This window comes from Pantoea sp. Ap-870 (genome assembly GCF_011752515.1).
GTDB classification, from domain to species: domain Bacteria; phylum Pseudomonadota; class Gammaproteobacteria; order Enterobacterales; family Enterobacteriaceae; genus Pantoea; species Pantoea dispersa.
The window spans coordinates 36,097-59,454 of sequence record NZ_VWXG01000004.1 but is presented as its reverse complement, the minus strand read 5'-3'; the positions used below and the strand labels follow the sequence as shown (position 1 = coordinate 59,454).

The 23,358-nt window shown below is 59.6% G+C and carries 19 protein-coding genes; 10 read left to right on the top strand and 9 right to left on the bottom strand.

Annotated features, from left to right (window positions below; genetic code table 11):
* Positions 1-13 precede the first annotated feature (13 nt).
* The 3 genes from dksA to thpR form a co-directional block, all read right to left on the bottom strand.
* Positions 14-469 carry an RNA polymerase-binding protein DksA gene (gene dksA, locus F3J41_RS11470; RefSeq protein ID WP_021507512.1) on the bottom strand — a complete coding sequence of 152 codons (456 nt, stop codon included), beginning with the start codon at positions 467-469 and terminating at the stop codon, positions 14-16.
* Between the two features lie 239 nt (positions 470-708).
* Complete coding sequence (gene sfsA, locus F3J41_RS11465) at positions 709-1,425, bottom strand: DNA/RNA nuclease SfsA (RefSeq protein ID WP_058770595.1); 717 nt, start codon at positions 1,423-1,425, stop codon at positions 709-711.
* Positions 1,426-1,965 (bottom strand): RNA 2',3'-cyclic phosphodiesterase, encoded by a 540-nt coding sequence (gene thpR / locus F3J41_RS11460; protein WP_058770594.1) that lies wholly within the window; start codon positions 1,963-1,965, stop codon positions 1,426-1,428.
* A 35-nt stretch (positions 1,966-2,000) separates the two neighbouring features.
* On the opposite strand from thpR, the gene hrpB reads away from it, so the two are divergent.
* The 6 genes from hrpB to fhuB all read left to right on the top strand — a co-directional run bounded on the left by hrpB (position 2,001) and on the right by fhuB (position 13,344).
* Positions 2,001-4,478 (top strand): ATP-dependent helicase HrpB, encoded by a 2,478-nt coding sequence (gene hrpB / locus F3J41_RS11455; RefSeq protein WP_166711206.1) that lies wholly within the window; start codon positions 2,001-2,003, stop codon positions 4,476-4,478.
* A 98-nt stretch (positions 4,479-4,576) separates the two neighbouring features.
* Positions 4,577-7,105, top strand: coding sequence for a bifunctional glycosyl transferase/transpeptidase (mrcB, locus tag F3J41_RS11450; protein ID WP_104188135.1), 2,529 nt, complete (start codon positions 4,577-4,579; stop codon positions 7,103-7,105).
* 328 nt (positions 7,106-7,433) lie between these two features.
* Positions 7,434-9,641: a ferrichrome porin FhuA gene (gene fhuA, locus F3J41_RS11445; RefSeq protein ID WP_166711204.1), complete on the top strand. Its 2,208-nt coding sequence runs from the start codon at positions 7,434-7,436 to the stop codon at positions 9,639-9,641.
* A gap of 44 nt (positions 9,642-9,685) precedes the next feature.
* The gene (gene fhuC, locus F3J41_RS11440; RefSeq protein WP_088516628.1) at positions 9,686-10,480 is read left to right on the top strand and encodes a Fe3+-hydroxamate ABC transporter ATP-binding protein FhuC; all 795 of its coding nucleotides are present in this window, start codon (positions 9,686-9,688) and stop codon (positions 10,478-10,480) included.
* Between the two features lie 9 nt (positions 10,481-10,489).
* Positions 10,490-11,368 carry a Fe(3+)-hydroxamate ABC transporter substrate-binding protein FhuD gene (gene fhuD, locus F3J41_RS11435; protein ID WP_059010407.1) on the top strand — a complete coding sequence of 293 codons (879 nt, stop codon included), beginning with the start codon at positions 10,490-10,492 and terminating at the stop codon, positions 11,366-11,368.
* Entirely contained in the window at positions 11,368-13,344 is a 1,977-nt protein-coding gene (gene fhuB, locus F3J41_RS11430) for a Fe(3+)-hydroxamate ABC transporter permease FhuB (RefSeq protein ID WP_166711202.1), read from the top strand. Before fhuD ends, fhuB begins: the two co-directional genes overlap by 1 nt.
* 35 nt (positions 13,345-13,379) lie before the next feature.
* On the opposite strand, the gene hemL is transcribed toward fhuB, so the two are convergent.
* The gene (gene hemL, locus F3J41_RS11425; RefSeq protein ID WP_166711200.1) at positions 13,380-14,660 is read right to left on the bottom strand and encodes a glutamate-1-semialdehyde 2,1-aminomutase; all 1,281 of its coding nucleotides are present in this window, start codon (positions 14,658-14,660) and stop codon (positions 13,380-13,382) included.
* Positions 14,661-14,881: 221 nt separating this feature from the next.
* Between hemL and erpA the strand changes: the two genes are divergently transcribed.
* Positions 14,882-15,229 carry an iron-sulfur cluster insertion protein ErpA gene (erpA, locus tag F3J41_RS11420; protein ID WP_021507501.1) on the top strand — a complete coding sequence of 116 codons (348 nt, stop codon included), beginning with the start codon at positions 14,882-14,884 and terminating at the stop codon, positions 15,227-15,229.
* A 33-nt stretch (positions 15,230-15,262) separates the two neighbouring features.
* Here erpA and F3J41_RS11415 read toward each other — a convergent pair whose 3' ends face one another.
* From F3J41_RS11415 to mtnN, 3 genes are all read right to left on the bottom strand, one after another.
* A complete protein-coding gene (locus F3J41_RS11415) occupies positions 15,263-15,514 on the bottom strand; it encodes a hypothetical protein (protein WP_021507500.1) in 252 nt (83 codons plus the stop codon).
* Positions 15,515-15,620: 106 nt separating this feature from the next.
* The gene (gene btuF, locus F3J41_RS11410) at positions 15,621-16,427 is read right to left on the bottom strand and encodes a vitamin B12 ABC transporter substrate-binding protein BtuF (protein WP_058774800.1); all 807 of its coding nucleotides are present in this window, start codon (positions 16,425-16,427) and stop codon (positions 15,621-15,623) included.
* A complete protein-coding gene (gene mtnN, locus F3J41_RS11405) occupies positions 16,420-17,118 on the bottom strand; it encodes a 5'-methylthioadenosine/S-adenosylhomocysteine nucleosidase (protein ID WP_021507498.1) in 699 nt (232 codons plus the stop codon). Before mtnN ends, btuF begins: the two co-directional genes overlap by 8 nt.
* Positions 17,119-17,216: 98 nt before the next feature.
* Between mtnN and dgt the strand changes: the two genes are divergently transcribed.
* From dgt to F3J41_RS11390, 3 genes are all read left to right on the top strand, one after another.
* On the top strand, positions 17,217-18,710 hold the full coding sequence (gene dgt / locus F3J41_RS11400; protein ID WP_058770587.1) for a dGTPase: 1,494 nt from the start codon (positions 17,217-17,219) through the stop codon (positions 18,708-18,710).
* Positions 18,711-18,846: 136 nt separating this feature from the next.
* The gene (gene degP / locus F3J41_RS11395; RefSeq protein WP_058759526.1) at positions 18,847-20,286 is read left to right on the top strand and encodes a serine endoprotease DegP; all 1,440 of its coding nucleotides are present in this window, start codon (positions 18,847-18,849) and stop codon (positions 20,284-20,286) included.
* 200 nt (positions 20,287-20,486) lie between these two features.
* A complete protein-coding gene (locus F3J41_RS11390; RefSeq protein WP_021507495.1) occupies positions 20,487-21,644 on the top strand; it encodes a CdaR family transcriptional regulator in 1,158 nt (385 codons plus the stop codon).
* A gap of 38 nt (positions 21,645-21,682) precedes the next feature.
* Here F3J41_RS11390 and F3J41_RS11385 read toward each other — a convergent pair whose 3' ends face one another.
* The gene (locus F3J41_RS11385; RefSeq protein ID WP_010616197.1) at positions 21,683-22,075 is read right to left on the bottom strand and encodes a DUF3461 family protein; all 393 of its coding nucleotides are present in this window, start codon (positions 22,073-22,075) and stop codon (positions 21,683-21,685) included.
* A gap of 294 nt (positions 22,076-22,369) precedes the next feature.
* Positions 22,370-23,194, bottom strand: coding sequence for a 2,3,4,5-tetrahydropyridine-2,6-dicarboxylate N-succinyltransferase (gene dapD, locus F3J41_RS11380; RefSeq protein ID WP_021507493.1), 825 nt, complete (start codon positions 23,192-23,194; stop codon positions 22,370-22,372).
* Positions 23,195-23,358: the final 164 nt, after the last annotated feature.

Genomic DNA, 23,358 nt, shown 5'->3' with positions numbered 1-23,358 from the left:
CTGTTAACGGCCATTAGCCTGCCATCTGCTTCTCGCGGATTTCTGCCAGCGTTTTGCAGTCAATGCAGAGATCGGCGGTCGGACGCGCTTCGAGACGGCGGATACCAATTTCGACCCCACAGGATTCGCAGTAGCCAAAGTCGTCGTCTTCCACTTTCTTGAGCGTTTTCTCAATCTTTTTAATGAGTTTGCGCTCACGATCGCGGTTACGCAGCTCCAGGCTGAACTCCTCTTCCTGGGCGGCACGGTCAACCGGATCCGGGAAGTTGGCAGCTTCGTCCTGCATATGCGACACAGTACGGTCTACTTCATCCCTGAGTTGGTTGCGCCAGGCTTCCAGAATCTTGCGGAAATGGCTCAGCTGGGCGTCATTCATATACTCTTCGCCCGGTTTCTCCTGATACGGCTCCACCCCAGCGATGGCGAGGATACTCAGGGACGATGTTTTACGGTTTTGCCCTTCTTGCATGTTGTTTCTCCTGGATAACACGCACTACCCGTTCTGTTTCAGATTGCGAAAGCCTTTGCCTGCAACCCGACGCATGCGGGGCATATCGATTCCCATCAGGGAAAAAAACAGGCCGCTATAAATAGCAGAAGCAATCAAGGTTGGCAATTATTCATGAACGCACCTTGACAAGCCTGTGAGGAACAGCGTATTTAGCGCACCGCTCAGAACATTCTTATCACAGCAAATAACGTTAAATATTACAACTGTGCGTTAATCGTTACCGTTAACGGCCGGGTAAGTAACATTTCTGCCGGTGAAATCTGAGCCTGATACGCCAACACTTCCACACCGCAGCGCTGCGCCTGTACCAGTAGTTCTGCGTATTGCGCATCGATATGGTGCGCCGGGGAAACGTCCTCAATCCCCGTGTGCAGAACAGCAAACAACAAAACGGCCCGGTGGCCTTCTGCCGCGATAGTGCTTAATTCGCGCAGATGTTTCTGTCCACGAGCCGTCACCGCATCCGGAAAATAGCCTTTACCATTTTGTAAAAGGGTGACGGACTTGACTTCAATATAGCAGTTGGCTTTGCCCTCCGCTTGCAACAGGAAGTCAATTCGGCTTTTTTCCGTGCCGTATTTCACCTCAGCCTGGCAGTGGCTATAAGCGGATAATTCCGGAATTGCGTCGCGCAGCAGCGCCTCGCGCACCAGTTGGTTAGCGCGCAGGGTGTTGACGCAAATCCAGTGGCCCTGCGCGGTTTGCGTTATTTCCCAGCTGTGCGGATATTTGCGCGTCGCGCTGGCCGAGGTGGAGTACCACACGGTGTCGCCTGGCGTGGCGCAGCCGGTCATTGCACCGGTATTGGCGCAGTGCAGAGTAAAGGTGTCACCTTGCGGCGTAATGACATCGGCTAAAAAACGTTTATAGCGGGTGATTAAGCGGGCTGATTGTAACGGCGGATCGAACTGCATTTATGCTCCTGCGGCAGATAACAGTGGCCAGCGCGCCAGCCGGCGATAGCGCGTGCGTCCCTGCGTGAAGCTGGACGCAAACAGCGCGAAATGACTCACCTCAACGCGCCAGTGAAAACCGCGCGGCGGCAGCGCCACGGCCTGCGCAGCGTGGCGCAGCAGGGTGATGTGGGGATGGAACGGCTGCGTACTCTGCGCACAGCCATGACGCGCGGCCTGGGCGCGCAGCAGGTTGGCCAGCTGCAGTAAACCGCGCGGCGCGCGCTGGCAGCCAAGCCACACCACGCCGGGACGCGGCCAGTGACCGGCGTCATCGAGATCCAGCGTAAAGCCCGGCTGGCGGATGCGTGCCGCCAGCTGCTGCAGCTGCTCCGCCGTTTCCGTGCTGACCTCACCGAGAAACGCCAGCGTCAGGTGCAGATTCGCCGCCGCCACCGGTTTACCCGCGTCTGCGGCGAAGCAATCGGCCCGCCATTGCACCAGCTGTTGCTGGAGGGCATCAGGCAATTCGAGGGCAAAAAACAGTCGTTGCGTGGCCATGCTGAACTCCGGTATTCGGCGCCGGGTGGTGTACAATGCGCGCCATCTTAGCACAGGCAGAGTGGGAGTTGAGTGTGAGTGAGTTACCGGTAAGCGAGGTACTGCCTGCATTGCTGGCCGCGCTGGCGCAGTCGCCACAGGTGCTGCTGGCGGCCCCGACCGGCGCCGGGAAATCCACCTGGCTGCCGCTACAGCTGCTGCAACAGGCGCAGCTGCCAGGGCAAATCATCATGCTGGAGCCGCGCCGGCTGGCGGCACGCAACGTGGCACAGCGGCTGGCGGAACAGCTGGGTGAACAGCCGGGCGGGACGGTAGGTTATCGGCTGCGCGGGGAAAACTGCAGCAGCGCAGCGACGCGTCTGCTGGTGGTCACCGAAGGCATTCTGACGCGCATGCTGCAACGCGATCCGCTGCTGGAGGGCGTATCGCTGGTGATCCTCGACGAATTCCATGAGCGCAGCCTGCAGGCTGACCTGGCGCTGGCGCTGCTGCTTGATGTGCAGCAGGGATTGCGCGACGACCTGAAAATTCTGCTGATGTCGGCAACGCTGGATAATCAGCAGCTACGCAAGCTATTGCCCGACGCGCCGTTTATTGCGTCACAGGGGCGCAGCTTTCCGGTGATCCGACGTTACGCTTCGCTCAATCCGCAGCAGCGGTTTGAAGAGGCAGTGGCGCGCGAGGTGGCACAGTTGCTGCGGGATGAGCCCGGTTCGCTGCTGCTGTTTCTGCCCGGCGTGGCGGAGATTGAACGGGTGAAGCGTGAACTGGCGTCGCGCGTCAGTGATGAGGTGGATTTATCTCCTTTATATGGTGCGCTGTCGCTGGAGGCGCAGCGGCGGGCCATCCTGCCGGCCGCGCCGGGCCGGCGTAAAGTGGTGCTCGCCACCAATATCGCCGAGACCAGCCTGACGATTGAAGGCATCCGCCTGGTGGTGGACAGCGCGCTGGAGCGCGCGGCGCAGTTTGACGTGCGCAGCGGCGTGACGCGTTTGCTGACCCAGCGCATCAGCCAGGCATCGATGACGCAGCGCGCTGGCCGCGCCGGTCGCCTGGCGCCGGGGATCTGCCTGCATCTGCTGCCGCAGGAGCAGGCGCTGCGTGCGGCGGCGCAGAGTGAGCCGGAGATACTCACCAGCGATCTGGCCTCGCTGCAGCTGGATTTACTGCAGTGGGGCTGTCAGGACGCGGCTCAGCTGCAATGGCTGGATAGTCCACCGGCGCGCAGCCTGCAGGCGGCACGTCAACAGCTGCAGCGGCTCGGCGCGCTGGATAGCGAAGGACGGCTCAGCGCGCGCGGCCGTAAAATGGCGCAGCTCGGCAGCGATCCGCGTCTCACGGCGATGCTGTGCGCCGCCGGCGATGATGTGCACGCCATCGCCAGCGCGGCGCTGCTGGTGGCGATTCTGGAGGATCCACCGCGCAGCGGCAGTGTCGATCTGCGTGATGCGCTCAACCAGCCACAGCCGCAGTGGCTGCGGCGCGCGCGCCACTGGCAGCAGCGCCTGAATGCAGGTCAGGGGCGCGTTGACGCCGATCGCTTCCCGGCGCTGCTGGCCGCCGGATTTGCTGACCGGCTGGCGCAGCGTCGCGGTCACAGCGCGCGCTATCAGCTCGCCAATGGTATCGGCGCAATGCTGGATGAGCACGACGGCCTGAGCCGCTATGAGTGGCTGATTGCACCGAGCCTGCTGCAGGGGGCCAGCAGTGCCGATGCGCGCATGCTGCTGGCGCTGCCGGTAGAGATGGATGCGCTGCGCCAGCAGTGCCCGCAGCTGGTGGAGCAGCGCACCGATGTGGACTGGGATGACGACAAAGGCACGCTGCGCGCGTGGAAGCGGGAAGCGATTGGCGCGCTGATCCTGCGGGCCCAGCCGCAGGCGCGGCCCGAGCCGGAGATCCTGCATCCGGCGATGCTGCGCTGGATCCGCGAAAAAGGGCTGGCGGTGCTCGGCTGGACGCCAGAGGCAGAGCAGCTGCGTGTGCGCCTGCAGTGCGCCGCGCAGTGGCTGCCGGAAGAGGCGTGGCCGACGCTGGATGATGACACGCTGCTGGCCTCGCTGGAGCACTGGCTGCTGCCGGAGATGGGCAAAGTACGCGATTTAAAAGGGCTGCAGAGCGTTAATCTTGTCAGCGCTTTATTACATTTGCTGACATGGTCACAGCGGCAGCGGCTGGATACTGTGCTGCCAACTCATTACACTGTGCCGACCGGAAGTCGCCTGCCGATTCGCTACGACGCGGAAAAGCCCCCCGCGCTGGCGGTACGTATGCAGGAGATGTTTGGCGAGGCACAGAACCCGGCGGTTGCCGATGGACGCGTTCCGCTGGTGCTGGAGCTGCTTTCGCCGGCGCACCGTCCGCTGCAGATCACCCGCGACCTCGCGGCGTTCTGGCGCGGTGCGTATCCTGAAGTGCAGAAAGAGATGAAAGGGCGCTATCCCAAACATCCGTGGCCGGACGATCCGGCCAGCGCCTTGCCGACGAGGCGCACCAAAAAATATTCCTCGTAGCCCGCAGTGGATCGAATTCAGAGGGTTCTGCCATGCGCGGCACGAGAAAGCAGTTAGAGTAGCGGCGCTGCCGTAGCTATGCCTGGAGAAAACAAAGCATGTCTGGGAACGATCGCGAACCTATTGGGCGCAAAGGAAAAGCGCCAAAGCCGCCGCGTAACGTTACGCGCCGGGGTCGCCGCAGGGAGCCTGAAGATGATATCGATCAGGACGATTTTGACGAAGATGATGAGGAGAGTGCGCCGGTGCCACCCAAAGGTAAAGGAAAACGACCCGCGCGTGGCAAACGCCGCTGGTTAGGCTGGTTGATTAAACTCTTCCTGGTGTTTGTCGTGGTGATGGCCGCCTGGGGCGTCTATCTCGATTCGGAAATCCGCAGCCGCATTGACGGTAAAGTGTGGCAGCTGCCAGCGGCCGTGTACGGGCGCATGGTCAGCCTCGAACCGGGCATGGCTTACGACAAGAAAGAGATGATTGCGCTGCTGGAAGGCACGCAGTATCGCGAAGTGTCGCGCATTACCCGTCCGGGTGAGTTCAGCGTGAAAGGCAACACCATCGACCTGCTGCGCCGTCCGTTTGATTTTCCGGACAGCAAAGAGGGCCAGATTAACGCGCGTCTCACCTTCAGCAACAACGAGCTGAGCGAGATTAAAAATCTCGATACCGGACGCGACTTTGGCTTCTTCCGCCTCGATCCGCGGCTGATCACCATGTTGCAGTCGCCAAACGGCGAGCAGCGTCTGTTTGTGCCGCGCGCCGGGTTCCCGGATCTGCTGGTCGATACGCTGATCGCCACCGAAGACCGCCACTTCTACGAGCATGACGGCATCAGCCCGTACTCGATTGGTCGCGCCTTCCTCGCCAATATCACCGCCGGTAAAGCGGTGCAGGGCGGCAGTACGCTGACGCAGCAACTGGTGAAAAACCTGTTCCTCACCAACGAACGCTCGCTGTGGCGTAAAGCGCGTGAAGCCTACATGGCGGTGATCATGGATGCGCGCTACAGCAAAGATCGCATTCTTGAGCTCTACCTGAACGAGGTATATCTCGGCCAGGCGGGCAACGACCAAATCCGCGGTTTCCCGCTGGCCAGCCTGTACTACTTTGGCCGCCCGGTGGACGAACTGAGCCTTGATCAGCAGGCGATGCTGGTCGGCATGGTTAAAGGTGCGTCGCTGTACAATCCGTGGCGTAATCCGCAGCTGGCGCTGGAGCGACGTAACCTGGTGCTGCGTCTGCTGCAACAGCAGAAAGTGATCGACCAGGAGCTATACGACATGCTGTCGGCGAGGCCGCTTGGTGTCCAGCCGAAAGGTGGGGTGATCACGCCGCAGCCGGCGTTTATGCAGATGGTGCGTAATGAGCTGCAGGCGAAGCTGGGCGATAAGGTCAAAGACCTCTCCGGCGTGAAGATCTTCACCACGCTCGATCCGATTTCGCAGGATGCGGCGGAAAAAGCGGTTGAAGACGGCATTCCCACGCTGAAGAAACAGCGCGGGCTGAAAGATCTGGAAACCGCGATGGTGGTGGTCGACCGCTTCAGTGGTGAAGTGCGCGCCATGGTCGGCGGTGCCGATCCGCAGTTTGCCGGCTATAACCGCGCGCTGCAGGCGCGTCGCTCGATTGGTTCACTGGCAAAACCGGCGACCTATCTGACCGCCCTCAGCCAGCCAAACAGCTACCGCCTGAACAGCTGGATCGCCGACGAGCCGATCGCGCTGAAACAGCCAAACGGTTCGGTGTGGAAGCCGATGAACGACGATCGTCGCTTCAGCGGTAAAGTGATGCTGGTGGATGCGTTAACTAACTCGATGAACGTGCCAACCGTTAACCTCGGTATGACGCTGGGACTCGACGCGGTAGTGGATACCTGGACCAAACTGGGCGTGCCAAAAGATCAGCTGCATCCGGTACCGGCGATGCTGCTGGGGGCGCTTAACCTGACGCCGATTGAAGTGGCGCAGGCGTTCCAGTCAATTGCCAGCGGCGGTAACCGCGCTGCGCTGTCGGCGGTGCGCTCGGTGATTGCGGAAGATGGCACGGTGCTGTATCAGAGCTTCCCGCAGGCGCAGCGCGTTGAGCCGGCGCAGGCGGCGTATCTGACGCTGTATACCATGCAGCAGGTGGCCGATCACGGTACGGCGCGGGCGCTTGGCGCACGCTTCCCGGGTGCGCATCTGGCGGCGAAAACCGGTACCACCAATGACCTGATCGACAGCTGGTTTGCCGGTATTGATGGCAAAGAAGTGGCGATCACCTGGGTTGGCCGCGACAACAACCAGACCTCGAAGCTGTACGGTGCCAGCGGTGCGATGCAGATCTATCGTCGCTACCTTGACAACCAGGCGCCGATGCCACTGGTCCTGACGCCACCGGAAGATATCACCCAGATGAATATCGATTCGGCCGGTAACTTTGTCTGCGGCAGCGGCAGCAGCACCTGGCGTTCGCTGCCGGTGTGGGCGCTGGATCCTAACGCGCTGTGCCAGCAGCAACAGCAGCAGATTCAGCAGCAGCAACAGCAAGAGCAGCAACAGCAACAGCAGCAACAGCAACAGCCGCAGGGCGAGCAGAAAGACTCTGACGGCGTCGCGGGCTGGATTAAAGATATGTTTGGCAGTAAATAAGCCATCCGGCACTGCACCGGCTTTATACCTTCAGAGCCTATGCAGTGCCGGCGTTTTACCACCACGTGGCGGTGCCAGATACATGGCGGCGCTCCAGCCTGAGTCTTACCTGTAAGCTGAATTTAACTCCCTCTGGCGCTGCGGCGCCTTTTTCTTTGCCCGCCATTTTTTTAGCCGCGATCATGGATATGTGCGATCCGCTGGCAAACTCACCGCCAGCAGGCATTACATCTTGCGGTGCTAGCCAGGTTTCGCCTAAAATCCGTGCGTCTAATAATCATTCTCGTTTCCATTCGCCTGCATTGTTCTATTTTCATGAGATCCCACTATGAATGCGCGAAACACTTTTCCTTGTTCTCCGCGCGCGGTGACCACCCGTCGACCGCTCGCGTTATTGATTTCCCTGACTCTGGGCACACTCAGCATGCAGGCGCTGGCCGAAGATACCGTGGTGGTGACGGCTGATGGCGGCAGCGGCGTCGCGCAGGAGAGCGCATGGGGACCGTCGCCGACCATCGCCGCTAAACACAGCGCGACCGGCACCAAAACCGATACGCCAATCGAGAAGAATCCGCAGTCGGTATCGGTGGTGACGCAGGAAGAGATGTCAATGCATGCGGTGACCAGCGTCAAAGGTGCGTTCAATTACACGCCAGGCGTGCTGACCGGTAACCGCGGCAGCTCGGACGTTATCGACGCGCTGTCGATTCGCGGCTTCAGCGAAACCAACACCAACCAGTATCTCGATGGCCTGAAGCTGCAGGGTGACAACTACTCCGAATTCGCTATCGATCCTTATTTCCTCGAGCGCGCGGAGCTGCTGCGCGGTCCGGTTTCGGTGCTGTACGGTAAGAGCAACCCGGGCGGTGTGGTGTCACTGGTGAGCAAGCGGCCGACCCAGGAGACGCTGCGTGAAGTCCAGTTCCAGATGGGCACCGACAACCTGTTCTCCACCGGCTTCGATTTTGGCGGCTCACTGGATGATGACGGCGTTTACAGCTATCGCCTGACCGGCCTGGCGCGCAGCGCCGATGCGCAACAGGAGATGAACAAAGAGAAGCGCTATACCCTTGCGCCTTCGTTCAGCTGGCGTCCGGATGCCAATACCCGCTTTGACCTGCTGACCTATTTCCAGAACGAACCGGAAACCGGCTATTACGGCTGGCTGCCGCGTGAAGGCACCGTGGTGGGCATCACCCGGCCGGACGGCAGCAGCTATAAGCTGCCCACCAATTTTGATGAAGGCGAAGACAGCAATAAGATCTCGCGCAACACCAAAATGGTTGGCTATAACTTTGAGCACAGCTTTAACGACACCTGGACGGTGCGCCAGAATCTGCGCTATGCGGAAATGCAGACCGATTATCGCAGTATTTATGGCTTCGGTTATAACCCTGAGAATCAACTGATTACCCGTAATGCCGCATTCTCAAAAGAAAAACTCAACCAGTTTGCCGTGGATACGCAAGCGCAGGCTAAATTCGCAACCGGTGATTTAGCCCATACGTTACTGCTGGGCGTTGATTTTCAGCGCACCCGTAACGATATTGATGGTCAGTTCGGCACCGCCACCGGCCTGAGTCCATTCAATCCGCAATATGGCAACGACAGCTACACCCCTTATGACGATCCTTATCAGCGTTTGAACCAGCAACGCCAGACCGGTCTGTACGCGCAGGATCAAATGGAGTGGAACCGCTGGGTGCTGACGCTCGGTGGCCGCTACGACTACGCGATGAACTCCGTTACCGACCGCGTAGCGCAGAGCGTTGATCGCCAGAACGATCAGGCCTTTACCTGGCGTGGTGGCGTTAACTATGTGTTCGATAATGGCATTGCACCTTATTTCAGTTACAGCGAAGCGTTTATTCCTAATGCTGGCGCAACATGGGGCGGCGAAGCGTTTGATCCGTCACGCGCTAAACAATATGAAGCGGGCGTAAAATACGTTCCCAAAGATCGTCCGATTGTCATGACGGCGGCGGTCTATCAGCTGACCAAAACGAAGAACCTGACGGCCGATCCCGATGCAAGCCATCAATTTGCCAGCGTGCAAAGCGGTGAAATCCGCTCACGTGGCGTCGAGCTGGAAGCCAAAGCGGCGCTTAACGCCAACATCAACCTGACGGCGGCTTACTCATATACCGATGCGGAATACACCGAAGACACCTTGCTGAAAGGCCGTACGCCGGTGCAGGTGCCGAAGCATATGGCTTCGCTGTGGGGTGATTACACCTTCCACGAAACCGCACTGTCGGGCTTCACCGTGGGTGCCGGGGTGCGCTACGTGGGTGAAAGCAAAGGCCTGTACGCCAGCGGCCCAAATGCCAACCAGAACTTTGACGTCGCCGCGTACACCACTGTAGATGCCGCACTGAAATACGATCTGGGCCGCTTCGGCTTGCCGGGCTCAACCGTCGGCGTCAACATCAACAACCTGTTCGATCGCGAATACGTTGCCAGCTGCTACCGCGACTACGCCTGCTACTGGGGCGCAGAGCGCCAGATCGTCGGTACCGCCACCTTCCGCTTCTGATACTGAACACAGGGCGCTGCGGCGCCCGTTAACCAGGGATTATCATGCAGCATCCGCACCACGCAGAAACCACCTTTTCACTGGAAAACGTCAGCTTCCGTGTGCCCGGCCGCACGCTGCTGCATCCGCTGTCGCTGACTTTCGCCCCGGGTAAAGTCACCGCGCTGATCGGGCATAACGGTTCCGGTAAATCCACGCTGCTGAAGATGCTCGGCCGTCACCATGCAGCCAGCGAAGGGCGCGTGATGCTGAACGGTGAAGCGGTTGATACCTGGAGCAGTAAAGCTTTTGCACGTCAGGTAGCCTATCTGCCGCAGCAGCTGCCCGCGGCAGAGGGCATGACGGTGCGCGAGCTGGTGGCGATTGGGCGCTATCCGTGGCACGGTGCGCTGGGGCGCTACGGCCAGGAAGATCGCGATCGGGTAGACGAGGCGATTGCGCTGGTTGGACTGAAACCCTTCGCCGGGCGGCTGGTGGACAGCCTGTCCGGCGGCGAGCGGCAGCGTGCGTGGCTGGCAATGCTGGTGGCGCAGAACAGCCGCTGCCTGCTGCTGGACGAACCCACGTCTGCGCTGGATATCGCCCATCAGGTTGATGTGCTGGCGCTGATTCAGCGCCTCAGCCACGAACGCGGCCTGACGGTGATAGCGGTACTGCACGATCTCAACATGGCGGCTCGCTACTGTGACCGGCTGGTGGCGCTGCGCGCGGGCGAAGTGATCGCGCAAGGCGGACCGGAAGCGATTATGCAGGCCGGGGTGCTGGGTGATATTTATGGCATTCCGATGGGCATTCTGCCGCATCCGCAGGGCGGCGCGCCCGTCAGCTTTGTCTACTGAGGCCTCGTGATGTTCGACATTTCCCGTCGCCGTCTGCTGACCGCGCTGGCGCTCTCACCGCTGATGAACCTTGCACCGCTGCGCGCCGCGCCGCCGGACAGCCAGCGCATCCTGGCGCTGGAGTGGCTGCCGGTGGAGCTGCTGATGGCGCTCGGCGTCGCCCCGCTCGGCGTGGCCGATCTGCATAACTACGCCATCTGGGTGGGCGACCCGGTCTTGCCGGCCGGCACCCTCGATCTCGGCTTACGCACCGAACCCAATCTGGAACTGATGACCCAGCTGGCACCGTCACTGATCCTGCACTCCAACGGTTACGGCCCGGCGGTCGACAAGCTGGAGCACATTGCGCCGACGATGGGCTTTGACCTCAACAGCGGCGATGGCAAACCGTTCACCACCGCGCGCACATCGCTGCATGCGCTGGCTGCCCGGCTTGGCCTTGAAGCGCAGGCACAGGCCCATTTGCACTGGGTGGATGGTGAAGTGGCGGCCGCGCGTGAGCGGTTACGTCCGTGGGCGCAGCGTCCGCTGCTGCTGATGTCGCTGATGGATCCGCGTCACGCCATTACCTTCGGTAAAGGCAGCCTGTTCCTCGAAGTGATGGAGCAGCTTGGCCTGCGCAATGCCTGGCAGGGCGAAACCAACTTCTGGGGCAGTGCGGTGGTCGGGCTGGAGCGGCTGGCGGAGGTCGGTGACGTTGAGGTGATCTGCTTCGATCACGATAACGAACGCGATATGCAGCAGGTGACGCAAAGCGCACTGTGGCAGGCGCTGCCGTTTGTCCGTTCCGGCCGTTTCCGGCGGGTGCCGGCGGTGTGGTATTACGGTGCCACTTACTCAGCCATCAAATTTATTCGCGTGCTGGAACGCGCGCTGGAGTCGCACTGATGCGCAACCGTCTGTTTCCCGTCGCGCTGCTCAGCGTGCTCAGTTTACTGGCGCTGGCGCTCACGTTTATCAACCTGCGCCAGGCGCTGCCATTGGCGCAGTGGCAGCAGGCGATGTTCGCGCCGGATATCGATAACATCCGTCAGGTGGTGTTCCACTACAGCCTGCTGTCGCGGCTGGCGCTGGCGCTGCTGGTCGGGGCCGGACTTGGCCTCGCGGGCCTGCTGTTTCAGCAGGTGCTGCGCAATCCGCTGGCGGAGCCGACCACGCTGGGCGTCTCTTCCGGCGCGCAGCTTGGCCTGACCGTCGCCACTCTGTGGCAGCTGCCGGGCGGGGAGCTGACGCAGCAGTTTGCCGCGATGGGCGGGGCGGTGCTGGTCGGCGTGCTGGTGTTTGGCATCGCCTGGGGCAAGCGTCTGTCGCCGGTGACGCTGATCCTGGCCGGTCTGGTACTGAGCCTGTATGCCGGCGCGGTTAATCAAATCTTTGCCATCTTCAATCACGATCAGCTGCAAAACATGTTTCTGTGGAGCACCGGCGCGCTGAACCAGCTCGACGGCCACAACGTGGCGCTGCTGTGGCCGCGCCTGCTGCTGGCGTTCGCACTGGCGCTGGCGCTGTTGCGTCCGCTGACGTTGATGGGGCTGGATGATGGCGTGGCAAAAAACCTCGGTCTTGCGCTGTCGGCGGCGCGCATTGCCGCGCTGGCGCTGGCGATCCTGCTCAGTGCGCAGCTGGTTAACGTCGCCGGTATTATCGGCTTTATCGGGCTGTTCGCGCCGCTGCTGGCGAAGATGCTGGGGGCGCGTCGTCTGCTTAGCCGCTTGCTGTTGGCGCCGCTGATTGGCGCACTGCTGCTGTGGCTGGCCGATCAGTGCGTGCTGTGGCTGACCGCGCACTGGCGTGAAGTATCAACCGGGACGGCTACCGCGCTGATTGGCGTGCCGATTCTGCTGTGGCTGCTGCCGCGTCTGCGCACTGGCACTGTGCCACCGGCGATGAATGCCGGCGACACAGTGCCGCAGGAGCGGCAGGCCGTGCTGCGCTGGTGTCTGGCGGGCGTGATGATTCTGGCGCTGTGCAGTCTGGCGGGCATCGCGTTTGGGCGCGACGCGCACGGCTGGACGTGGGTCAGCGGCGATATGCTGCAACAGCTGCTGCCGTGGCGCGTGCCGCGCGTGCTGGCGGCGCTGGTGGTCGGCACGATGCTGGGCGTCGCCGGGGTGCTGATTCAGCGCCTGACCGGTAATCCGATGGCCAGTCCGGAAGTGCTGGGCATCAGCTCCGGAGCGGCCTGCGGGGTGGTGGTCATGTTGTTCTTTGTGCCCGGCAACGCGGTCGCCTGGCTGCTGCCGGCCGGCGTGCTGGGTGCCGCGCTGACGCTGCTGGTGATTATGCTGGTGGCCAGCCGCGGCGGTTTTGCACCGGAGCGCATGCTGCTGGCCGGAATGGCGCTGAACAGTGCGTTTGTCACGTTACTGATGGTGTTGCTGGCGAGCGGCGATCCGCGCATGGCCGGGCTGCTGAGCTGGATTTCCGGCTCGACGTACAACATCTCAATGACGCAGGCGCAGCAGAGTGCTGTTGTGGGCATGATACTGGTGGCGCTGGCACCGCTGGCCAGCCGCTGGCTGACGCTGCTGCCGCTCGGCAGTGCCACGGCGCGCTCAGCCGGCATGGCGCTGAACCGATCGCGCTTCGGCCTGCTGTTGCTGGCGGCCGCGCTGACCGCCACCGCGACGCTCACTATCGGTCCGCTGAGTTTTATTGGCCTGATGGCGCCACATATTGTGCGCATGCTCGGCTTCCGTCGCGCGCTGCCGCAATTGCTGATGGCTGGCCTGCTCGGTGGGTGCCTGCTGGTGTTCGCCGACTGGTGCGGCCGCATGCTGGCCTTCCCGGATCAAATCCCGGCAGGCCTGATGGCGACCTTCTTCGGCGCGCCGTATTTTATCTGGTTACTAAGGCGCGCTTAGTGAAGCGGGGCGCTATGAATGGCGCCCCGGCAGGTTTACAGCTGCGCGAAGCAGCGGCGGGCGGCATCGACGGTGCGCTGAATATCTTCCTGGCTGTGCGCCAGTGACATAAAGCCGGCCTCATAGGCCGATGGCGCGAGGTAAACACCTTCCTGCAGCATCAGATGGAAGAAACGCTTAAAGCGCTCCACATCGCACTTCGTCACGTCGGCGTAGCAGGTCACGCTGTCGGCGTCGGTGAAGAAAATACCGAACATGCCACCGACGTGGTTCACCACCAGCGGGATATTTTCCGCCTCTGCCGCCGCCAGCAGGCCAGCACACAGCTGGTCGGTGAGTGCGGTTAAGGTCGCATGGGTGCCAGGCTGCGCAATCTGCGACAGGCAGGCAAAACCGGCAGCCATGGCAATCGGGTTTCCGGACAGCGTACCCGCCTGATACACCGGGCCGGTGGGAGCCAGCGCGGCCATCACTTCGCGGCGGCCGCCAAAGGCACCAACCGGCATACCGCCGCCGATGATCTTGCCGAGACAGGTCAGATCTGGCATCACGTCGTAATAAGCCTGGGCACCGCCCAGCGCCACGCGGAAGCCGGTCATCACTTCGTCGATAATCAGCAGCGCGCCAAACTCATCGCACAGCGCACGCAGGCCCGGCAGAAATTCCGGCTGCGGCGGGATGCAGTTCATGTTGCCTGCCACCGGTTCGACGATGATACAGGCGATCTCTTGCGGATACTGCTCAAACGCCGCGCGCACCGAGTCGAGATCGTTATAGGTGCAGGTCAGGGTATGACGGGCGAAATCCGCCGGCACGCCCGGCGAGTTGGGCTGGCCGAGGGTCAGCGCACCGGAACCGGCTTTCACCAGCAGGCAGTCAGCATGGCCGTGGTAGCAGCCCTCAAATTTGATGATCTTGTCACGCTGGGTGAAACCGCGCGCCAGGCGGATGGCGCTCATGGTGGCTTCAGTGCCGGAGTTAACCATACGCACCATATCCATGCTTGGCACCAGCTCGCACACCAGCTCGGCCATCTTCACTTCCATCTCGGTCGGCGCGCCAAAACTCAGGCCGCGCGTGGCGGCTTCGATCACCGCATTGCGAATGGTGGCGTTATTGTGGCCCAGCACCATCGGCCCCCAGGAGCCGACGTAATCAATATAGGCTTTGCCATCGGCATCATACAGATAGGCACCGTCGGCGCGTTCGATGAACAGCGGCACGCCGCCCACGCCGGTAAAGGCACGCACCGGGGAGTTCACGCCGCCCGGGATCAGGCGTTGTGCTTCGGCATACAGGTTTTCTGACTTACTCATGGTTCGGCTCCTGCTGTTCTGGAAAAAATCTGGCGCCATTCTACGGAAGAGCGGCCGGTGAAGAAAGGCGCGCGGCCGCTTGCGCCTGCGACATTGCTATACTTTATGCCATAACTGGCGGCACACAGTGTCAAGGGCGCTACTTGATTGCACTGGACGGCTGGCAGATAATAGCGAAATTGAGGTCGTTTTCTGACCTGGACGTTTACCCGGAGTAAAAGATGAGTGACGACGTAGCCGCGCTGCCTCTGCAGTTCACCGATGCAGCAGCGAAAAAAGTAAAAAACCTGATTGCGGATGAAGAGAATCCGGCGCTGAAACTGCGCGTATATATCACCGGCGGGGGCTGCAGTGGATTCCAGTATGGTTTTACTTTTGACGATCAAATGAATGACGGCGACATGACCATCGAGAAGCAGGGTGTGGCGCTGGTGGTTGACCCGATGAGCCTGCAGTATCTGGTGGGTGGATCGGTTGACTACACCGAAGGTCTGGAAGGTTCGCGCTTTATCGTGACCAATCCCAACGCCAAAACCACCTGCGGCTGCGGTTCCTCTTTCAGCATCTGATGCTGTGCTGGCTGCCGTTCTGGCAGCCATGATTTACCACTCAATCGTCACCAGGCGTGCCGTTTCACGGCGCAACGCATCGCGGTTCAGTACGCTTTGTGTCACGCGCGGTTGCGCGCTGAAATGCCGGCCACAGTCAACAGACGGCAGCGTCTGCTCACTCGGGCGTGAGATATCGCAGCGGGAGAAAATCGTTAGCGAGACGGCGATAGAGCCCGTGGTGGTTGCCGCACCGATCGGTGCAGCCACGATCAGCCCTATGGCCAGCAGCAGCGCTCTGGTCATGGTGAAATCCTGGTGATGTCAAAAGTGCGCTACGCGCTAAAAGGGCACAGAGCATACGTGGCCGCTGTGCCTTGTCATTTGATTTTCGACATGAATCGTCGAATCTTTAGTCTGGTAATGCTTTATTTTTCGTCGGATGTAAAGCTTCGCACAATTGCTTTGCCGCCAGCAGCAAGCGCGGACCCGGCCGGCTCAGCCAGTCATCGTTAAGCGCAATCACCGGCACGTTAAGCTGCGGCTGCCAGAAGCGCGCGACGCTGGCGGCGCGGCTGGCATCACCGCCAGTGACAATCGCCTGCGGGTGCCGCGTCAGCACCTGCTCCCGGCTCACCTGAGGCCAGCTTACGCTGCTGTCAGCAAAGATATTGCGACCGCCGCACAGGGTGATGACCTCATTCTGCAGCGTGCTGCGTGCGGCGGTAAACAGCGGCTGCTGGCCAAACTGCAGAAACAGCGGCACCGGCGTTTGCTGCTGATAGCGCTGACGCAGCGTCTGCAGCTGCTGGTGTAACGCCTGTGCGGCCGCTGTGGCACGCTGGGGCTGTGGGCTCCAGCGCTGCAGCGCCGCCAGCGCGTCAATCATCTGATCGAGTGATTGCGGATCGATCCATTCCACATGGATGCCCAGACGCTGTAGCTGCTCCACCTGGCGCAGCGGATTGCCGCCGCGCCAGGCCAGCACCACATCCGGTCTGAGCTGCACAATGCGTTCAACGCGAATGCCCTGCCAGTTCGCCACCTGCTCCAGCTGGCGAGCAGCGGCGGGATAGTCTGACCACGCACTCACCGCCACCGGCGTGATGCCGGCGGCAAACGCCAGTTCAGTGAGATGCGGCGACAGGGTAATGACGCGCGGTGCGGCCAGCAGACTGTGGCACAGCAGCCACAGCCCGAGCAGCAGATATTTAGCCACGCGCCAGCTGAGCCAGCAGGTTTTCCACCATCAGCGACGACTGTTTAGCCGCCACGCTGAGGAACTCTTCGAAACTCAGATGCGACGCTTTATCGGCCACGTCAGAAATAGCGCGTACCACCACGAACGGCACCTTAAACTGATGGCAAACGTGACCAATCGCCGTGGCTTCCATCTCTACCGCAATCGCCTGCGGGAAGGTGCTGCGGATACGCTCCAGCGGCGCGGCGCCATTGATAAAGGCGTCACCGCTGACCACCAGACCGCGCACCGCGTTGAGATCCAGCTGTTTGATCACCTGCTCTGCGGCGGCAATCAGCGCGCTGTCCGCGACAAACGCCGCCGGGCAGCCCGCCATCTGACCTGGCTCATAGCCAAAAGCGGTGACATCGGCATCGTGATAACGCACTTCATCGGACACCACGATATCGCCCACCTGCAGGGTTGGCGCCAGACCGCCTGCGGAACCGGTGTTGATCACCAGATCCGGTTTGCACAGCTCCAGCAGCAGCGTGGTACCGAGCGCCGCCGCGGTTTTGCCGATGCCCGATTTCAGCAGAGCCACCTCAACGCCGTTGAGCGTACCGGTGTAAATTTCGCAGCCGGCCAGCGTCAGCGTCTGACGGTTTTCAATTTTGTCACGCAGCAGTGTGACTTCCTGCTCCATCGCGCCAATAATGCCTGCTTTCATAAAGAATCTCGCTGTAGTTATGGATGTATAAGGCTAAAGTGAGGCATAGTCTAACATGGCTCAATGGGGATCAATTCAGGAAAAAATAAGGGGTAACAATGGCGACGATCAATTTCAGGAAGAAGATCAGTTTCACCCGCCCTTATACCAGTCGCAAAGATCCCGAAGGCGAATACTTTATTACCCGCCACTTTGAAAGCGATCGTGGACGCATTATTAATTCTGCCGCGATTCGCCGTCTGCAACAAAAAACCCAGGTGTTTCCGCTGGAGCGGAATGCGGCCGTGCGCTCGCGCCTGACCCATTCGCTTGAGGTGCAGCAAACCGGGCGTTACATCACCAAAGAGATTCTGCATACGCTGAAAACCCAGGGCGGCGGGCTGGCGGCTTACGGCCTCGATGGCTTTGAGGGCGCGGTCGAGAGCCTGGTGGAGATGGCCTGCCTGCTGCACGACGTCGGCAACCCGCCGTTTGGCCATTTTGGTGAAGCGGCGATCAATGACTGGTTTGATGACAACCTGCCGGCCGAACTGGTGGATCCGCTGGTGGCGGGCGTGGCGGATGACGCGCAGCGTGCCGATTTCGACCGGTTAAATGCAATGATTCGTCAGGATTTGTGCCATTTCGAAGGGAATGCGCAGGCCATTCGTCTGGTACATACCCTGCTGCAGCTAAATCTTAGCTATGCGCAGGTGGCGTGTATTTTAAAATACACCGCGCCGGCGTGGTGGCAGGGCGATAAGCCGGCGGAGTTCAGCGTGTTAATGAAAAAGCCGGGTTTCTATTTATCCGAGCGTGAATATGTGGCCGATCTCCGCGCGGCAACGGATATACCTGAGCACCACCGTTATCCGCTGACCTGGATAATGGAAGCGGCTGACGATATCTCCTATTGTATTGCCGACCTTGATGACGCCGTTGAAAAAGACATCTTCACCGTCGATACGCTCTATCATTCTTTGCTCAACGCCTGGGGTCCGGTGAAACCCGGCGACGCGTTCAGCCGCACCATTAATGAAGCGTGGAAAGAGGCCAATCAGAAAAAGCGTCGCAGTATTAGCGATCAATTTTTCATGTCGCTGCGGGTTAACGTCCAGAGTGTACTGGTCAGCCATGCGGTGCGCCGCTTTGTTGATAATTTACCTGCCATTTTTGCCGGCAGCTTTAACCATGCGCTGCTGGAAGATGACGGTGATGAAGGGCGTCTGTTAAAATTATTTAAAACTGTGGCGCGCCAGCAGGTGTTTAATCACCCTGAAGTTGAGCAGCTGGAATTACAGGGTTATCGGGTCATTAAAGGATTACTGGAAATTTATCAGTCGCTGATGCAGCTCGATTATGAACAGTTTACCACGTTAATGAATGAGGATTTTCTCGCGAAACATCCGATCGAAACCCGACTGTTTCATAAACTTTCCGGTAAACATCGTAAAGCTTATCAGCAACAGATGCGTAACCTGGTGGTGCAGCATAAATATCAGCGATTGTTATGGGAACGTTATTATCGCTCGCGGCTGATTCAGGACTATATCAGCGGGATGACGGACAATTACGCCTGGGATGAGTATCGTCGGTTGATGGCGGTGGAATAAGCGCAGTTTTGTAAAGACGAAGAATAAATTTTTACCTTTGCCCAATACTTTATCAGGAACTTCGCGCTAAAAACTTAATCTCATCATCACGACCACAGCAATGGTCTGCACGTTAATTTCAGAGAGACACAGACGAATGAAAAAAAGCACATTAATGTTAAGTGCGCTGGCGCTTAGTCTGGGCATGGCGTTAAGCCCTGTCAGTGTTTTCGCGGCGGAGACAGCGTCTTCCTCCAGTCAGCAATTGCCCAGCCTGGCACCCATGCTGGAAAAAGTGATGCCTTCCGTGGTCAGTATCAGCGTGGAAGGCAGCACCACGGTGAAAACCCCGCGCATGCCGCAGCAGTTCCAGCAATTCTTTGGCGATAATTCCCCGTTCTGTCAGGACGGATCGCCGTTCCAGGGTTCACCCATGTGCCAGGGCGGCGGCGGTGACGGTAGCGACGATGGCGCCAACGCGCAGAAGCAGCAGTTCCGCGCGCTGGGTTCTGGGGTAATCATCAACGCCGACAAAGGCTATGTGGTTACCAACAACCACGTGGTAGATAACGCCACCAAAATTCAGGTACAGCTGAGCGATGGCCGTCGCTACGATGCTAAGGTCATCGGCAAAGATCCGCAGTCTGACATCGCGCTGATCCAGCTGCAGGATGCGAAAAACCTGACGGCAATTAAGATCGCAGACTCCGACAATCTGCGCGTCGGTGATTACACCGTGGCCATCGGTAACCCGTACGGCCTGGGCGAAACGGTCACGTCCGGCATCGTCTCGGCGCTGGGGCGCAGCGGCCTTAACGTCGAAAATTACGAAAACTTTATCCAGACCGATGCCGCCATCAACCGCGGCAACTCCGGCGGTGCGCTGGTTAACCTGAACGGCGAGCTGATCGGTATTAACACCGCGATCCTCGCACCGGACGGTGGCAACATCGGTATCGGCTTTGCCATCCCGAGTTCCATGGTGAAAAACCTGACCGCGCAGATGGTGGAGTATGGCCAGGTGAAACGCGGCGAGCTGGGCATTATGGGCACCGAGCTCAACTCCGAGCTGGCTAAAGCGATGAAAGTGGATGCGCAGCGCGGCGCCTTTGTCAGCCAGGTGCTGCCAAACTCCGCGGCGGCGAAAGCCGGCGTGAAAGCGGGCGATGTGGTGGTCTCTATGAACGGTAAAGCGCTGACCAGCTTTGCGGCGCTGCGTGCGGAAGTCGGCTCGCTGCCGGTCGGCACCAAACTGCAGCTGGGCCTGCTGCGCGACGGCAAACCGCTCAACGTGACGGTTGAGCTGCAGCAGAGCTCACAGGATAAAGTGCAGTCCGCGACGATTTACACCGGCATTGAAGGCGCCGATCTCAGCAACGTCGACAGCAACGGCCAGAAGGGCGTGCGCGTTGACAGCGTGAAAGCCGGCAGCGCAGCGGCACGTATCGGCCTGAAGAAAGGCGATGTGATCCTCGGTGTGAACCAGCAGGCGGTAAGCAACCTTGGCGAGCTGCGTAAAATCCTCGACACCAAACCGTCGGTGCTGGCGCTCAACGTCAAGCGCGGCGACAGCAGCCTCTATCTGCTGATGCAGTAATCCTTGTATTGGTCTCTCAGGCGAGCTTCGGCTCGCCTTTTTTATTGCCTGTATGCTGCTGCGCCCCAGTCATCTGTGCCTTCCCAGTGTGACCGCTGCCGCAATTCCGGTAATCGCCCTGCGGCTATGTGCAGTTGCACAATGCCAGGGGCAATCGGGATGCGTATTCTGTCGGTTCGTCCCGAATTCTGGAGTGTTTGATGGCCACCTATCATCTTGATGCGCGACTGGCTCAGGATATCGTTGCCCGCACCATGAAAATTATCGATAGCAATGTCAATGTGATGGATGCGCGCGGCCGCATTATTGGCAGTGGCGATCGCGAGCGTATTGGCGAATTGCACGAGGGCGCGCTGCTGGTGCTGTCACAGGGCAGGGTGGTTGATATTGACGAAGCGGTGGCTAAACACCTGCACGGCGTGCGGCCGGGCATCAATTTACCGCTGCGCATTGACGGCGACATCGTCGGCGTGATTGGCCTCACCGGCCAGCCCAGCACGTTACGCCATTACGGCGAGCTGGTGTGCATGACGGCAGAGATGATGCTGGAACAGGCGCGCCTGCTGCATATGCTGGCGCAGGACAGCCGCCTGCGTGAGGAGCTGGTGCTGAACCTGATCCGCAGCGATACGCTGTCGCCAGCGCTGAACGAATGGGCGCAGCGACTGGGCATCGATCTCAATCAGCCGCGCGTGGTGGCGGTGGTGGAAGTGGACAGCGGACAGCTGGGGGTCGATAGCGCGATGTCGGAGCTGCAGCAATTACAGACGCTGCTGACCACGCCCGATCGCGACAACCTGATCGCCATTGTTTCGCTCACCGAAATGGTGGTGCTGAAGCCAGCGCTGAATGCCCATGGCCGTTACGATCAGGACGATCATCGCCGCCGCGTCGATCAATTGCTGCAGCGCATGAAAGAGAGCGGTCAGGTGCGGATGCGCATCGCGCTCGGCAATTTCTTTACCGGGCCCGGCAGCATTGCGCGCTCTTATCGCACCGCCCGCACCACCATGATGGTGGGCAAACAGCGCATGCCGCAGCAGCGGAGCTTCTTCTATCAGGATCTGGTGCTGCCTGTACTCCTGGATAGCCTGCGCGGCGGCTGGCAGGCCAGCGAGCTGGCACGTCCGCTGGCAAAGCTGAAAAGTATGGACAATAACGGTTTGCTGCGGCGCACGCTGGTTGCGTGGTTCAGTCATAACGTGCAGCCGAGCGCCACAGCGCGTGCGCTGTTTATTCATCGTAATACGCTGGAGTACCGCCTGAACCGCATCTCGGAACTGACCGGCCTCAACCTGGCGAACTTTGACGATCGGCTGCTGCTGTATGTGGCGCTGCAGCTTGATGAGCAGGCATAAAAAAGGCCAGCAATGGCTGGCCTGAGAAGTGGCGGGAATTAGCGACCGTTGCGGGTCAGCTGATCGAGATCGGATTCGATTTCCGCGATTTTGTTCGACACCACGTTCTCCAGATGGCGCAGATCGGCGAGGATTTTGCGCTTCAGATCCACTTCTACCTGATCGCGCTGGCAGATCTGATCCAGTTCGTCGATCACGTAACGCAGATTAGGGCTGATTTCCTGAATCTCTTTATAACCCTGGGTGGTGTGATCGGCCACCACGGTTTTGCGCTGACGCGGGTATTTAAACTTCACGCTTTTGGCGAAGAACTCGCCCTTGTCTTTGCGGAAGTAGATTTTCAGGATGTCGTTGTTGGCTTCCTGACGCAGGCTGTAGCGGTCAATGTCTTCAGGATTGCTGATACCTAAGCTTTTCAGGTTGTCGTACATAGCGTTTATATTCCATCTGAGAGTGAGTGAGCGCGCAGGATTATCATCATCATTCGGCTGCGTAATAAGCGCAACGAACCGAACGCTTACGGCATACTTAATCAACTGTAGACACAAAAACCGGGATGAACAGTGCGCGACCGGAGTTAACTGGCGCGGATTATGACCTGTTTGAAAAACAAACGCACCTGTTAATTCGCGGCGCGAAACAGGTAATAGCGGCAGGAGTGTAAAGAAAAAATGACGGGCCTGAATACAGGCCCGTGGGCATAAAAATAGGCGGGAAGAAAAAACTTAATCGATGGTACGCAGCAGTTCGTTGATGCCGGTTTTTGCCAGCGTTTTCGCGTCGACTTTCTTCACGATTACCGCACAGTACAGGCTGTAGCTGCCATCTTTAGACGGCAGATTACCGGAAACCACCACCGAACCTGCCGGTACGCGACCGTAGTGCACTTCACCGGTCTCACGGTCATAAATTTTGGTGCTCTGGCCGATGTAAACGCCCATAGAGATCACTGAGCCTTCTTCGACGATCACGCCTTCAACGATCTCGGAACGGGCACCGATAAAGCAGTTATCTTCGATGATGGTTGGATTAGCCTGCAGTGGTTCCAGTACGCCGCCGATGCCGACGCCGCCGGACAGGTGCACGTTTTTACCAATCTGCGCACAGGAGCCGACGGTGGCCCAGGTGTCTACCATGGTGCCTTCATCGACATACGCACCGATGTTGACATAGGACGGCATCAGCACGGTATTGCGCGCAATGAATGCACCCTGACGCACTGCGGCCGGTGGCACGACGCGGAAGCCGGCGCTTTTAAAGCGCGCTTCATCCCAGCCGGCAAATTTCATCGGCACTTTGTCGTAGAAGCGGGTTTCTGCCCCGTCGATCACCTGATTGTCGTTGATACGGAACGACAGCAGTACCGCTTTTTTCAGCCACTGATGCGTTACCCATTCGCCGTTGATCTTTTCTGACACGCGCAGTTCACCGCTGTCCAGCAGGCCAATCACCTGGTTGATCGCTTCACGGGTGGCGCTGTCTACGCTGGTCGGCGTAATGTCGGCGCGGCGTTCAAAGGCAGATTCGATAACGCTCTGTAACTGTTGCATATTTAATTCCTGAGTCTGTCATTGCGGATGCACGCCAGCTGGCGTGCAGAGTAAAATTATCGGGCAAACATCCTTCATGCTGCAGAACGGTGGCGCGCCTATCGGAGCGAGATCCACGGATGGGCCGGGTCACCAGGCCAATGCATCGGCAACGTGAAGAATGT